We start from the raw sequence: 12,962 nt of genomic DNA, 5'->3' as shown, positions 1-12,962 counted from the left end.
ACGCGCTACCGCTCGGTGTTCTCGACGCGCCATCGCGCCGTAGACACGGACGGTACACCTGCGGCAGGCGCCGACCCCAGGACTGCAGCCTCGCGACTTGATCCTTCGTCGCGCCCCGGCGCGTGGGCCGGTCACGTCGGTGATAACCTCGATCCGGCACGCCTCCGTAGCTCAGGGGATAGAGCGTTGGTTTCCGGTACCAAAGGTCGCAGGTTCGATTCCTGTCGGGGGCACCAGTCGTGACAAGGGGGTCGCGGGGCATGCAGTCCTCGCGGTCCCTCTCTCGTGACAGCACTTCGACAACATCTGCGGCGCGCTCCGCGTGATCGAGGGCGGCCGCGATGTTGTCGAGATCGTCGTCGGAGCGGTCGGCCAACGTGTCGAGCGTCATCGCTGCCCACGCGGCCGTGTGCCGCAGGTCGTGAGCGTGTCCTCCGACTCGCTACGATGCACTCTCGCCACCTGGGACGCAGCTGGCTACGAGCCCGACACAGCCATGCAGCTCGACATCCGGTACAGCAGCACACTCCCCATCGAACGAATGACCACCGCCGACCGCACAAGCGTCGACGGACTCATCCGCCTCACGATCCAGAGCACGTGCACAGTCCAACCCGAACGACACGCCGGATGCACCTGCCCAGCCCGCACGATCGACGACCGGCTCTCGTGCCACCAAACGGTCTTCGACAGCTCACTGGGGCCGCGGCTGCATAGCCGCGATCTCCGCTTCGATCTCCTCGATTCGGTCTCGCATCACGCCGTCGACGATTCCTCCTGGGACTGCGAGTCGATCGAGTACTAATTGCCGTCGCTCATCTTCTAACTCGCGAATGCGGGCGTCGCGGTCCGAGTGATCGGTCATGTGACCCAGCTTGCACGACCTCAGCGCGCGAGGCGAATACCGATGGCGCACAGTCGAAAACCGGCATATGCGCTGCCTCGCTGGAGTCAGCGTCAGCGTCTGCGCACGTGGCCTGGTGCGCGCACGCCGTTGTCGACGATGAGCTGCGTGCCGAAGGCCGCACCACGATCTTCGACCTCGACCAGACCGTCGTCGTCACGACGAGAGCGCTGCAATCGCTTCGTTCACGACGTTCGCTGCGTGCTCTGACGTCGCCGCGATGACGCACTGATGTGCGAGCGACCCCTCCCAATCACGCTCGCTTGGCACCTGGGCGAAGGAGATTCTCGAGAGAGTCGTGTGTTGGCCGTAGCGGCAATACAGCGCGGCGGCAGCCTCGTTGATCCAGCCCCTCTCCGCCAGAGCCCATAGGTCGTACAGGTCGCGTGGTGCGTGCCGGTCCTCCCAGGTGGCGAGCTTGGAGGCGACGAATGCTGGCGGCGTGAGCACCTGGAGCCTCGCGGGCGGGGCGTCGCTGTACCGATGCTCCAAGTCAATGAACTGCCGCGGCCGCGGCGGGTAACCCTCCGAGGTCAGCAGCTGCACCCGGATGCGCGTGCCCTTCACCTCAAGGATCGACGGCTGCGAGTGCGGGGCTTCACCGAGGGGCGGAATGAACGTCACAGCGCCCAGGGTGCGCCGGAACCGCCGCTGGACCTCCGCCTGGATCCGCGCGCCCACCTCACGCCGGTTGCCGAGTGCGATCAGGTCGATGTCCTCAGACAGCCGCAGCTCCGGCAGCAGCGTTCGAGAGAGCGCCGTCCCTCCGAAGAAGACGACATCACCCTGCGCGGCCGCCGCGATCGCGGCCAGTCCGTGCGAGATGACGTGATCGCGGACGACCTGCTGGGCGCCGACGCCGAACTGCTCCTCGACCGCGCGGCGCTCCTGCGGATCGAGAACGCCGGGGATCGTCCGGTCAGGCAACGAAGAGTCCGTTCCTGAGATCGCGGACCATGTCTCGCACGGCGCCGTTAGCCCGGCCGTACCACTCGCAGACTTCTGCCAGATCGTCGCCGCTTACCTGCCCGCGGAAATTACGCGCGGCATCACGAGCCGCATCCGGCAGCTTGCCCTGGTTCGGCCTCATGAGCAGGTCGTACATCGTCTGACGCGGCGTGGTGACCAGGCCCTCGCCGAGCTCGGTGTCCTCGAGCTGTGCCTCCATCCGGTCGAGCTCGCGAGGGATCATGTGCACGGTGCCTCCGCCGTCGAGCCTCACGGGCTGTCGGAGCTTGGGCACCGCAACCGTCGTGACCGCGATCGCGCGTGGGATCGCCGTCCAATGGCGGGCAGCGCCGAGGCCCATGAGGATAGCGTTGCGCTCTCCGAACCGAGCGGTTGCTACCGCCAGGCCAGCCGCCTCGATCGTCGGCTTCCAGGTGCGACCGTCCTCACCGCCGGGCGGCACCGTGTACACGCCCTTGGCGATCCGGGCGACCGCTCCCTGCTCGGCGAGCCTGTCGAGGGCACGCCAGACGTTGCTGCCGAGCTCCTGGAGGTCCGCATAGCGTACCGTCCGCAGCGGAGCGCGCTCCATTCTGCGGAGCAGTTCGACGTCGGCCAGCATTCCACCACCTACTTTGTCTATCCCAGTATACGCAAGCGGTATACCTGGATAAAGTAAGTCACCGAGTTGTCGGCGAAACGCTACCGCTGGGGCGGGTCGCTAGTGAGGTACCCCTTCACGGCGGCACTGCCGGATCGATGCGGCGTGGCAGCACTCGCGAACTCATCGATCTCGGGCAGCGTTACGCCGACGCTCAGCCATCGATGCGTGGTGCGGGTCGTCCCAGACACAACCGGTGCGACTGTTCGCGCAGCACGGGACGCCTGAGACGCGCGAGACGTCGGCGGTGGCTCACCCCGCGTCAGGCGGTGAAGACGACGCCAGCGCGCACGGTCGCGCGGCGCGCGGCGGGCTCCCACAGCGCGGAAGGCTCCGCGACGGGATCGGCGCTGAGGACGAGAGCGTCGCCGAAGGCGCCGACGCCGAGATGACCGAGCCGCGCATCGCCGATCAGCTCGGCGTTGACCTCGGTCATGGCCTTCAGCGTCGCCGCCGCGCCGCTCGCCTCGACCTGAAGGCGCACTCCGCTGAGCTGCTCGTCCTCGAGGTCTCCCATCAGGTCGCTGCCGAAGCCGACCCGCACGCCGGCGGCGAGCGCGAGCTGCACGGCCTCCTGCCCCTTCGACAGCACTTCGTCGTTCTTCGCGAGCCGGACCGCGTCGAGGCCGATCTCGGCGCCGCGCTTGTCCATCGCATAGTAGGCGGCGAGCGTGGGCACGAGGAAGGCGCCGCGCTCGGCCATCCGGGCTGCGGTCGCCGCGTCGATGAGGTTGCCGTGCTCGATCGAGCGCACACCGTTGTCGATGGAGTGCATCACCGCCTCGGACGAATAGGCGTGCGCGGCGACATAGCTGCCGCGCCGACGGGCCTCCTCCGTCACGACACGAAGCTCTTCGGGCGAGTACTGCGGCACCCGGATGGGGTCGGTCATCGTGAACACGCCGCCGGAGGTCATGACCTTGATGGCGTGAGCGCCGGTGCGCAGCCGCTCCCGCACGGCGACGCGCAGCGCGTCGACGCCGTCCACGACCTCGCACATGTGCCCGTGCGAGAAGCAGACGTCGACGTCGGCGGAGCGCGGGTCGCCGTGACCGCCGGTCTGGCTGAGCGCGGGGCCGGTGAAGTGGTAGCGCGGTGACGGGAAGTGTCCTGCATCGATCGCGCGCGCGAGCCCGATGTCGCCGCCGGCGACGTCGCGCACGGTCGTGAAGCCGCGCCGCAAGGCGCTCTCGAGGCGTCGCGCGCCATTGATCGCGGCGTAGCTGAGCATGCCGCGCTCGTTCTCGAATCCGTCCATGCTGGTCGCGTAGGCGTGGAAGTGGGCGTCGATCAGACCCGGGACCACCCACGATCCGTCGCCGTCGAAGACGTCGGCGCCCTCGACGGGCCCCTCGGCGACGAGTCCGTCCACGATGGCGATGTCGCGCACCTCGAACCCGCGTCCGGTCCAGACGTTCGCTCCACGGATGGTCAAGGATTTCGCGTGCATTCGGTTCGCACCCTTCGGGTCATGCGGTGATCGGCTCACCACAGCACGCTACCGGCAGCCGGCCCCCCGCGGCGCCGGCCGCGGGGACGAGTGTTCAGACGAGGAAGAGGCCGTCGAGCACGCCGGGGTTGTGCGCGTGCACGAGCACGAGGAACACGACGGCGTCGAACAGCAGATGCACCGTCACGACGTACGCGAGCGATCGCGTGCGCAGGAAGATGAAGCCCTGCAGCAACGCGAACGGGATCGTGAGGAGCGGTCCCCATGCCTGGTAGCCGAGCTCCCACAGGAACGAGACGAAGACGATCGACTGCAGGATGTTCGCCTGCCACGCGGGAAAGTGCCGGCGCAGCAGGGCGAAGCAGGTGCAGATGAAGAACAGCTCGTCCCAGATGCCCACGGCGCCGACGCCGACGAAGAGGCGTGCGATGAGGTCGGGGGTGTCCACGACGGGCCAGTTGGCGTACACGCCCGACGTGATGAAGTAGAACGGCAGGATCAGCCAGCCGAGCACGAGCACGCCCGCGAGCCACGACCACTGGAACCAGCTCCATCGCTGTCCCCCGCGCCAGGGGAACCGGATCGCGTCGTCGCGGTACACCCACCGGGACACCACGTACGGCACGACGACGGCACCGCCCAGGGCGAGCGCGAAGCGCACCATGGCGAGGTTGTCCAGCTCGGCCTTGAGCGGGATCACGCTGACGATGAGCAGCCCGATCGCGATGAGCGACAGATCGCGCACGAGACTCGGGGGGCGAGCGGATGCCGCACCCTCGCCCGGCACGACGGCGTGGGTCCGAGACGCGACAGCGGCGGCGGCGAGGCCGGCGGCGAGCAGCACCCAGCCCAGCCACGCGATCTGCACGACGAAGAAGGCCGGCGCGGCGAGACAGACCAGCAGCGCCGGCAGCAGGTTCCAGGACCAGGCGGGGTGGGCGACGTCGGGCGCGGCGGAATGGGCGCGCCCTCGACGGTCGGCGCGGATCACGGGGTGTCCCGGCGCACGTAGGCGAGATCGCGGATGTCGCGCCCCACCCGGATGCCCTTGCGCTCGAACGCCGTCAGCACGCGCCCGTCGAATCTCGGCGCCCAGTCCCCGTCGAAGGAGCGCTCGAACGCCGGCGCGGCATCCATCACGACGCGCATCTGCACGGCGTAGTCCTCCCAGTCGGTCGCGAGGCGCAGCGTCCCTCCGACCCGCAGGGCGCCGGCGGCGAGCGCGGCGAACTCGTCGGTCACCAGGCGGCGCTTGGTGTGCTTGTTCTTGTGCCACGGGTCGGGGAAGAACACCCACAGCTCATCGACGGATGCCGGTGGCAGCAGGTGCTGCAGCACTTCGGGTGCGTTCGCCTCGACGAGGCGAAGATTGTCCACGCCGGCACGCTCAGCATCGAGCATCGTCCGGGCGAGGCCCGCGCGGAAGACCTCGATCGCGAGGAAGTCGTCCTCCGGGCGGGACGACGCGGCGTGCACGATCGCGTGCCCCTGGCCCGAGCCGATCTCGGCCATGAGCCGTGCGCGGCGCCCCCACACCGCCTCGGGGTCGATGGCCGTGCCGGGACGGATGCTCGTGACGGCGGCATCCCGTTCCACGTCGAGGACCATGCGGGGTGCGAGCTCGGCCCACGCGCGGTCCTGCCCGTCGGTCATGCGTCCGCTGCGTCGCACGAACGAGACGGGGCGATCGCGGAAGCGGGGGCGGGGGGCGGCGGGGTCGGACACCTCCCCAGGCTACCGAGCGACTCGTGCGGGTCAGGGCACCGTCACGAAGTCGATGAGCTCCTCGACCCTGCCGAGAAGGGCCGGATCCAGATCGCGGAAGGTCGTCACCGACGCCAGGATGCGCTGCCAGGCACGGGCGAGATCGGTCTGATCCTCCGCGGGCCACCCGAGAGCGCGGCAGACGCCGACCTTGTAGTCGATGCCGCGCGGCACGTCGGGCCAGCGCGGGATGCCGACCGAGGCCGGGAGCACGCACTGCCACACATCGACGTAGGGGTGCCCGACGATCCGCACGTGCGCTCCGTGCGGTCCGCGCTCAACGGCCTGAGCGATGCGCGTCTCCTTCGACCCGGGCACGAGGTGGTCCACGAGCACGCCGTAGCGGCGGTCGGGTGACGGCGGGTCCGACTCGAGCACCTCGGCGAGCAGGTCGACGCCCTGCAGGTACTCCACGACGACGCCTTCGACACGCAGGTCGTGGCCCCACACCTTTTCGACGAGCTCGGCGTCGTGGCGTCCTTCGACGAGGATGCGACTGGCCCGTGCGACGCGGGCCCGGCCGTCCGGCGCCGCGAACGAGCCCGAAGCGGTCCGTGTGCGCGGCGCGGGGCCTTTCCGCGTCGGCGCGACGAGCACGACATCGGCGCCGTCGATCAGGAAGCCCGCGCCGAGCGGGAACAGACGGCGGCGACCGCCGCGGTCCTCGAGTTCGACCACGCCCGAGGACAGGCCGACGATCGCGCCGCAGTATCCGTCGGCGGCGACCTCGACGACGAGGTCCCGCTCCGCCTCGACCCGTGGGACCGGCTTCGCGGCGCGCTCCCGCCATCCGGCTGCGAGCACGTCCGTGCCATAGCGATCGTCCATCGTGCGCCCTCCGAATGCGCAAGGCTACGCGAACGGCCCGGTCCCCTGTCCCCGACCCGCCGCCCTCGAGACGGATGCCGCCCGTTCGCTGTGCGCGTCCGGTGGAGGCCGCCCTGACCTACCGGGTCGCGCGCGGGGCTGAATAGACTCGTGAGGGGCGTTGTCTCATCGCCCGAGAAGGGGGACTCGATGCGTTCGCGATGGACCGCAGCCCTCGCGACGGCGTTCGCCCTGGCCCTCACGGGCACCGCGACCGCCGCGTGGGCGACCGACCCGGTGCCGCTGGGCGAGGGCTTCGTGTACGACGATCCGGGCGTGCTGTCGTCGTCCGAGACCGCGACCGTCGAAGAGCGTCTCGAGCAGCTCGCCGCCGACTCGCCCGTGAGCTTGTGGGTCGTCTACGTCGATCGCTTCACGAGCCCGAGCGATGCCCAGGAATGGGCGAACGCCACCGCGACCTCCAACGGGCTCGGCCCGAACCAGTACCTGCTCGCGATCGCCGTCGAGCAGCGCAACTACTATCTCTCCGGCGACTCCCAGGGCCCGGTCGGCTTCGACACGCTCGGCACGATCGAGCAGGAGCGGATCTACCCGGAGCTCGTCGACGAGGACTGGGCCGGCGCCGCCATCGCGGCTGCCGACGGACTGCAGGATGCCGCGACCGGCGGCAGCGGCGGCGGCGCAGCATCCGCCGACAACTCGACAGGCGTGAGCATCGTCATCGGCGTCATCGTCGTCGGCGCGATCGGAGTCATCGTCTGGCTCGTCATCCGCTCCCGCCGCAAGAAGGGCTCGGCGAGCCGTCCCGTCGAACAGGTCAGCACCGAAGAGCTCGAACGGCGCGCGGCATCGGCCCTCGTGCAGACCGACGACGCGATCCGCACGAGCGAGCAGGAGCTCGGCTTCGCGAAGGCGCAGTTCGGCGACGCGGCGGCGGCCGAGTTCGAGAGCACCCTCGCGGCGGCGAAGGAAGGCCTCAATCGCGCCTTCACCTTCAAGCAGCAGCTCGACGACGAGATCCCGGACACCCCCGAGCAGACGCGCGAGTGGAACATCGAGATCATCCGGCTGTGCGATGAGGCGAACACGAGCCTCGATGCCAAGGCCGCCGCGTTCGACGAGCTGCGAAAGCTCGAGCAGAACGCGCCCGAAGCCCTCGCGCGCGTGCAGGGCGAGCGCGCCCAGGTCGCCGCGGCGCTCGACGAGGCGACGGCGCACCTGCACTCCCTGTCGGATTCGTACGCGCGCGAAGCCCTCGTGACCGTCGCCGACAACCCGCAGCAGGCCCGGCAGCGCATCGCGTTCGCCGACGAGCAGCTGTCGGCGGCGGCTGCGGCGATCGCCGCCGGCAGCGGCGGCGAAGCGGCCGTCGGCATCCGTGCGGCCGAAGAAGCCGTCGGGCAGGCGGCCCTGCTCGAGCAGGCCATCGACAAGCTGGGCGCCGACCTCGCCGAGGGCGAGAAGAGCGCCGCACGACTGGTCGCCGAGCTCGAGCGCGACGTCGCTGCCGCCTCTGCCCTCCCCGACGATGACGGACGGCTCGCCCCCGTGATCGCTGCAACCCGGCAGCAGATCGAGAGCGCGCGAACGCACCTCTCGGGCACCGACAGGCGACCGCTGTTCGCGCTCGAGGGTCTCGAATCCGCCAATCAGCAGATCGACGCGATCGTGCAGGGTGTGCGGGATGCCGCGGCGCAAGCCGAACGCGCCCGCCAGATGGTGGGTCAGGTCATCCTGCAGGCGCAGGCGCAGGTCTCCACCGCCGAGGACTACATCACGGCCCGCCGCGGTGCGATCGGCGCTCAGGCCCGTACGCGCCTGGCCGAAGCGGGCGCATCCCTCGTGCAGGCGCAGCAGCTGCAGCAGGTGGACCCCGATCGGGCGATGCAGTCCGCACAGCGCGCCCAGCAGCTCGCCGCGCAGGCGATCCAGCACGCCCAGAACGATGTCGGCGGCTTCCAGGGCGGCGGCATGTACGGCGGCGGATCAGGGGGCGGCGACAACCTGCTCGGCGCCATGCTCGGCGGCATCGTCATCAACTCGCTCCTCGGCGGCGGCTCCTCCGGGCGCTCCCGCCGTTCGTCGGGCGGCTTCGGCGGCGGCTTCAGCGGCGGAAGCCGCAGTCGCGCAGGCGGCGGCGGGTTCCGCACCGGCAGCTTCGGCGGGGGCGGTACCCGCTCGCGCCGGGGAGGAGGACGCTTCTGACCGCCGCACGCCCGACACCCGGCATCCGATCTCTCTCGACCTCGAAACCAACCCTCGATAGGAAGGACACCTGATGGCAAAGCAGTCCATCTTCGGTCGCATCTCGACGCTCGTACGCGCCAACATCAACGCAATCCTCGACCAGGCCGAGGACCCGCAGAAGATGCTCGACCAGCTCGTCCGCGATTACACCAACTCGATCGCCGACGCCGAGTCGGCCATCGCCGAGACCATCGGCAACCTGCGTCTGCTCGAGCGCGACCACCAGGAAGACGTGCAGGCGGCGCAGGAATGGGGCAACAAGGCCCTCGCCGCGAGCCGAAAGGCCGACGAGCTGCGCGGATCGGGCAACACGTCCGACGCCGACAAGTTCGACAACCTCGCCAAGATCGCGCTGCAGCGCCAGATCAGCGAAGAGAACGAAGCCCGCGCCATCGCTCCGGCGATCGCGTCGCAGAACGAGGTCGTCGACAAGCTCAAGGACGGCCTCAACGGCATGAAGCACAAGCTCGAGCAGCTTCGGTCGAAGCGCTCCGAGCTGCTCGCCCGCTCGAAGACCGCCGAGGCCCAGAACAAGGTGCACGACGCCGTCAAGTCGATCGACGTCATGGACCCGACGAGCGAGCTCGGTCGCTTCGAGGACAAGGTGCGCCGCCAGGAGGCTCTCGCCGCCGGCAAGCAGGAGCTCGCCGCGTCGACTCTCGACGCGCAGTTCAACCAGCTCGACGACATCGGCGAGCTCACCGAGGTCGAAGCGCGCCTGGCCGCGCTCAAGGTGGGCGGCTCGCCGCAGGCGGCGATCGAGGACTGAGCACACGCGCGACGGTTCACGCGTATGAGACCCGCACTCGCGCACGCACTTCGCGTGCGCGAGTGCGGGTTTTCTGCGCGCGGCCGGCCGCCGCTGCACGACGACCATCCGGATGTGCCGCCAGGGTGGAGGATGATGGACGGATGACCCGTTACATCGTGGTTCCGCAATGGCAGGGCAGCCCGTCCTCACGCGCGATGCAGCTGATCGACGGTGCACAGGCGATCGCCGGTGACCTGCCGCGATCGGCGACGACCGTCGTCGAGGTGCCCGCCGAGGCGGGAGAGTCGCTCGACACGGGCGTGCGACGCCTGAGTTCGCTGCGCCGCGTGCGCGAGCAGGTCGCCGCCGCCCTCGAACCGCACACCGAGCCCGTGCTGCTGGTGGGCGGCGATTGCGGTGTCGCGGCCGCCGCGATCGCCCATGCCGCCACGCGCACGGCGAAGCTCGCTGTCGTCTGGTTCGACGCGCACGCCGATTTCAACACGCCCGACTCGTCGCCCTCGGGCGCCTACTCGGGCATGGTGCTGCGCTCCATCGCGGGCGACGGCGAGCAGAGCCTGGGCCTGACCCCGGGCATCGTCCCGCCCGAGCGCATCGTGCTCGCCGGCGCGCGTTCGTTCGACGAGGCCGAGGTGCGGGCGATCGACGACCTCGACGTGCGGATGCTGCCGGTCGATGCCCTGCGCGACCCCGAGGCTCTCGCCGATGCGGTGCGCGCCACCGGCGCCGATGCCGTGTTCGTGCACGTCGATGTCGACGTGCTCGACCCCGCGGAGCTGACCGGCAACGCGCATCCCGAGCCGTTCGGAGTCACCGTCGCCGAGCTCACGGCCGCGATCGGCGCCGTGCGCGCCGTGCTGCCCCTCGCGGGGTCCTCGCTCGCGGGTTACTCGCCCGCGTCGGCGGAGACCGCCGACGACGACCTCGGCGCGCTGCTGCGCGTCATCGGTGCGCTCGCGTGACGCCGATCGCGACGCCTCCCGCGGGCTGGGAGCGCGCCGCCGAGCGCGCGGTCGCACGCGGTCGCACGATCGACCGGCTGATCCCCCGCATCCTGCTCGACTCCCCCATCAGCCGCCTCGGCTACCTGTACGGCACGACCGTCGGCTGGATCTGGGGCACGCTGTGGAGCACGGGGCGCATCGAGAGGCGCGCCGGTCTGTGGGTGTTCCGCGGCCTGCCGGCCTGGGCCTTCCCGCGCGGCGGCGTGTGCGTCGGCGGTTGCTTCCTGACCGGCGACGGGCGGATCAGCGAGCACGTGCTGCGGCACGAGACCGTGCACAAGCGGCAGTGGCAGCGGTACGGCTTCCTGATGCCGGTGCTCTATGCGCTGGCCGGGCGCGATCCGCTGCGCAACCGGTTCGAGATCGAGGCCGGGCTCGAAGACGGCAACTACGTCGCGCGCAGCGTCGCAGGCGCGCATCGAGACGTGCGCACGACGCGATGAGGCGTGCGCTACCGCGAGCCGCCCGCGGGGGCCAGCCCGTACTTCGCGGGCGTGTGGATGGCCGCCGCAGCGATGCCGTTGCGCGTCGTGAGGTGGTCGACGATGTCGGCCGTGCCGAGATAGCCGCCGAGCAGGTGGATGCGGGTCTCATCGTCGGCGCCGCAGAGCATCTCGTCGGCCCACGCCGTGACGGCACGCGCGAGGGCCTGGCCTGCCGCGCACCCGCGCCCCGTGCCCGGATCCCCCGAACGGCGGGCGCGGTCGAGCCAGGTCAGCGTCATGCGCGCGGGGACGACGATGTCGGCCTGCCACGTGGCATCCGGAATCTCGATGAAGACGCGACCCGTCGAACACAGCGGGAGCGTCGCGAGCAGAGTCTCGAGCTCGGTGAGCGAGGTCTCGTCGGCCGTGATGAGGTGCTGCACACGCGTATGCCGCGATGCACGGCATGCCGACGCGCTGTGCGCAGTCTCGTTCCCCGGGGTGCTCATGATGCTTCGACTATACCCGAATGTAGGCATGCCTAACCTGACATGGGGAAGATTCTCACCCGACGAGGATGCGACGCAGTTCGACGATCTCGTCATCGCCCAGGCCGTGCGCGCGCAGGTATTCGCCGGGTGATCCGTAGACCTCGTCGACGCGCGCGAGAGCATCGTGCATGACGTGCGCGGGCGAACGGGTCGCGAGCTCTTCGAGGTGCACCGCTTCGGGATGCTGCGCACGCAGCCAGGCGAGCACCTGTCGGTTGCGCCGCTCGGGCAGGAGCGTCTCGGAGCGTGCGTAGTCCGCCACGACGGCGTCGGCGTCGACGCCTGCGGCGGCGAGCGTGAGGGCGACTGTGACTCCCGTGCGATCCTTGCCGACCGTGCAGTGCACGAGCACGGGCTGGTCGGTGACGATGCCGCGGACGACATCGACGACACCCTCCGACGAGTCCTCGAGCAGCAGGCGGTACATGTCGGCGAGGCTCAGGTCCTGCTCGAAGAACGACGCGACCGAGCCGAGGAACAGCGGCACGCGCTGCACTTCGATCCCGAGCCCGTCGATGAGGCTCGGCGCCGAGGACACCTCGTCCTCGTCGCGCAGGTCGATGACGCGGCGGATGCCGAGGGTCCCCAGCGAGGCCCGTCCGGAATCGTCGACGCGCGCGAGATTGCCCGAGCGGAAGAGCACGCCCGATCGCGTCTGTGCGCCGCCGGCGGGCAGACCGCCGACGTCGCGGAAGTTCGTCGCCCCCGAGACCAGGACGGCGTCCTCGTCGGCCCGACGGTCCATGCCCGTCACGTCTGTTCGGCGCCGCGCGGCGGCACGGGATACCGGCCGGCGATCGTGATGCGATTGAACGCGTTGATCGTCACGAGCAGCCAGCTCAGGGCGACGTACTCCTTCTCGCTGAGGATGCTCCCCACCCGGTCGTAGACGTCGTCGGGGATGCCGTCCTCGTGGATGAAGGTGAAGGCCTCGGCCAGTTCGAGGCCGGCGCGCTCGCGCTCGCTGAAGACACCTGAGTCGCGCCATGCCGCGATCTGGGCGATGACGTCGGCGTCGACGCCCGCCGCGACGGCGCGGTCCACGTGCACGCGCACGCAGTAGGCGCAGCCGTTCAGCTGCGACGCGTGGATCTGCACGATCTCTTTGATGCGGGCGTCCAGACCCGCTTCGGCGGCGATCCCGCCGACGGTCTTGGCCAGCCCGTCGAGCGCGGCGTAGGCCTCACGGGCGGATCGGGACAGGTGCACCCGCGGCTCAGGAGTCATGCTGCCAGCGTACTCACGGCCCGCCGCAGACGGCTCCCCTCCCGCGCCCGGATCAGCCCGCCCCGCGCGTCACGGATTGTTCTGGCGGGCCCGGGGAACTCTAGGCTTGTCTCCGCACTGGTCGAACCTGCCGATCACCCACCTCGAGGCCGGCATCCGAACAGCATCGGATGCCCCTCCG

General features: G+C 70.2%; 15 protein-coding genes and 1 tRNA gene. 6 read left to right on the top strand and 10 right to left on the bottom strand.

Features of this window, described 5'->3' with window-relative positions; genetic code table 11:
• The first annotated feature begins 160 nt into the window (after nucleotides 1-160).
• A tRNA-Arg gene (locus tag ACWIBS_RS11280) sits at nucleotides 161-236 on the top strand.
• An 86-nt stretch (nucleotides 237-322) separates the two neighbouring features.
• Nucleotides 323-805: a hypothetical protein gene (locus ACWIBS_RS11275; RefSeq protein ID WP_454137005.1), complete on the top strand. Its 483-nt coding sequence runs from the start codon at nucleotides 323-325 to the stop codon at nucleotides 803-805.
• 152 nt (nucleotides 806-957) lie between these two features.
• Here ACWIBS_RS11275 and ACWIBS_RS11270 read toward each other — a convergent pair whose 3' ends face one another.
• The 7 genes from ACWIBS_RS11270 to ACWIBS_RS11240 form a co-directional block, all read right to left on the bottom strand.
• Nucleotides 958-1,080, bottom strand: coding sequence for a hypothetical protein (locus ACWIBS_RS11270; protein ID WP_376129702.1), 123 nt, complete (start codon nucleotides 1,078-1,080; stop codon nucleotides 958-960).
• A complete protein-coding gene (locus tag ACWIBS_RS11265; RefSeq protein WP_376129699.1) occupies nucleotides 1,061-1,831 on the bottom strand; it encodes a nucleotidyl transferase AbiEii/AbiGii toxin family protein in 771 nt (256 codons plus the stop codon). Before ACWIBS_RS11265 ends, ACWIBS_RS11270 begins: the two co-directional genes overlap by 20 nt.
• Nucleotides 1,824-2,474, bottom strand: a complete 651-nt coding sequence (locus ACWIBS_RS11260; RefSeq protein WP_376129696.1) for a type IV toxin-antitoxin system AbiEi family antitoxin domain-containing protein — start codon at nucleotides 2,472-2,474, stop codon at nucleotides 1,824-1,826. Before ACWIBS_RS11260 ends, ACWIBS_RS11265 begins: the two co-directional genes overlap by 8 nt.
• Before the next feature lie 301 nt (nucleotides 2,475-2,775).
• The gene (locus ACWIBS_RS11255) at nucleotides 2,776-3,948 is read right to left on the bottom strand and encodes an amidohydrolase family protein (RefSeq protein ID WP_454137002.1); all 1,173 of its coding nucleotides are present in this window, start codon (nucleotides 3,946-3,948) and stop codon (nucleotides 2,776-2,778) included.
• 109 nt (nucleotides 3,949-4,057) lie between these two features.
• Entirely contained in the window at nucleotides 4,058-4,879 is an 822-nt protein-coding gene (locus tag ACWIBS_RS11250; protein ID WP_376129770.1) for a CPBP family intramembrane glutamic endopeptidase, read from the bottom strand.
• A gap of 71 nt (nucleotides 4,880-4,950) precedes the next feature.
• On the bottom strand, nucleotides 4,951-5,688 hold the full coding sequence (gene trmB, locus ACWIBS_RS11245) for a tRNA (guanosine(46)-N7)-methyltransferase TrmB (protein WP_376129691.1): 738 nt from the start codon (nucleotides 5,686-5,688) through the stop codon (nucleotides 4,951-4,953).
• 30 nt (nucleotides 5,689-5,718) lie between these two features.
• A complete protein-coding gene (locus ACWIBS_RS11240; protein WP_376129688.1) occupies nucleotides 5,719-6,555 on the bottom strand; it encodes a DUF3097 domain-containing protein in 837 nt (278 codons plus the stop codon).
• A gap of 189 nt (nucleotides 6,556-6,744) precedes the next feature.
• Between ACWIBS_RS11240 and ACWIBS_RS11235 the strand changes: the two genes are divergently transcribed.
• From ACWIBS_RS11235 to ACWIBS_RS11220, 4 genes are all read left to right on the top strand, one after another.
• Nucleotides 6,745-8,760 carry a TPM domain-containing protein gene (locus ACWIBS_RS11235; protein ID WP_376129685.1) on the top strand — a complete coding sequence of 672 codons (2,016 nt, stop codon included), beginning with the start codon at nucleotides 6,745-6,747 and terminating at the stop codon, nucleotides 8,758-8,760.
• 73 nt (nucleotides 8,761-8,833) lie between these two features.
• Entirely contained in the window at nucleotides 8,834-9,571 is a 738-nt protein-coding gene (locus ACWIBS_RS11230) for a PspA/IM30 family protein (RefSeq protein ID WP_376129682.1), read from the top strand.
• A gap of 143 nt (nucleotides 9,572-9,714) precedes the next feature.
• On the top strand, nucleotides 9,715-10,536 hold the full coding sequence (locus ACWIBS_RS11225) for an arginase family protein (protein WP_376131141.1): 822 nt from the start codon (nucleotides 9,715-9,717) through the stop codon (nucleotides 10,534-10,536).
• A complete protein-coding gene (locus tag ACWIBS_RS11220; RefSeq protein WP_376131143.1) occupies nucleotides 10,533-11,021 on the top strand; it encodes a Fe-S oxidoreductase in 489 nt (162 codons plus the stop codon). Before ACWIBS_RS11225 ends, ACWIBS_RS11220 begins: the two co-directional genes overlap by 4 nt.
• Nucleotides 11,022-11,029: 8 nt before the next feature.
• Here ACWIBS_RS11220 and ACWIBS_RS11215 read toward each other — a convergent pair whose 3' ends face one another.
• Genes ACWIBS_RS11215 through ACWIBS_RS11205 form a run of 3 tightly spaced genes read right to left on the bottom strand, consistent with a single transcriptional unit; the run spans nucleotide 11,030 to nucleotide 12,781 of the window.
• Nucleotides 11,030-11,512, bottom strand: coding sequence for an SIP domain-containing protein (locus ACWIBS_RS11215; RefSeq protein ID WP_376131146.1), 483 nt, complete (start codon nucleotides 11,510-11,512; stop codon nucleotides 11,030-11,032).
• 55 nt (nucleotides 11,513-11,567) lie between these two features.
• Nucleotides 11,568-12,299, bottom strand: a complete 732-nt coding sequence (locus tag ACWIBS_RS11210; protein WP_376131149.1) for a tyrosine-protein phosphatase — start codon at nucleotides 12,297-12,299, stop codon at nucleotides 11,568-11,570.
• Between the two features lie 5 nt (nucleotides 12,300-12,304).
• A complete protein-coding gene (locus ACWIBS_RS11205) occupies nucleotides 12,305-12,781 on the bottom strand; it encodes a carboxymuconolactone decarboxylase family protein (protein ID WP_376131152.1) in 477 nt (158 codons plus the stop codon).
• Between the last annotated feature and the right edge of the window lie 181 nt (nucleotides 12,782-12,962).

The organism is Microbacterium sp. NPDC055442 (assembly GCF_053644215.1).
The sequence above is the reverse complement of the archived record's forward strand: the minus strand, read 5'-3'. Positions and strand labels throughout refer to the sequence as shown.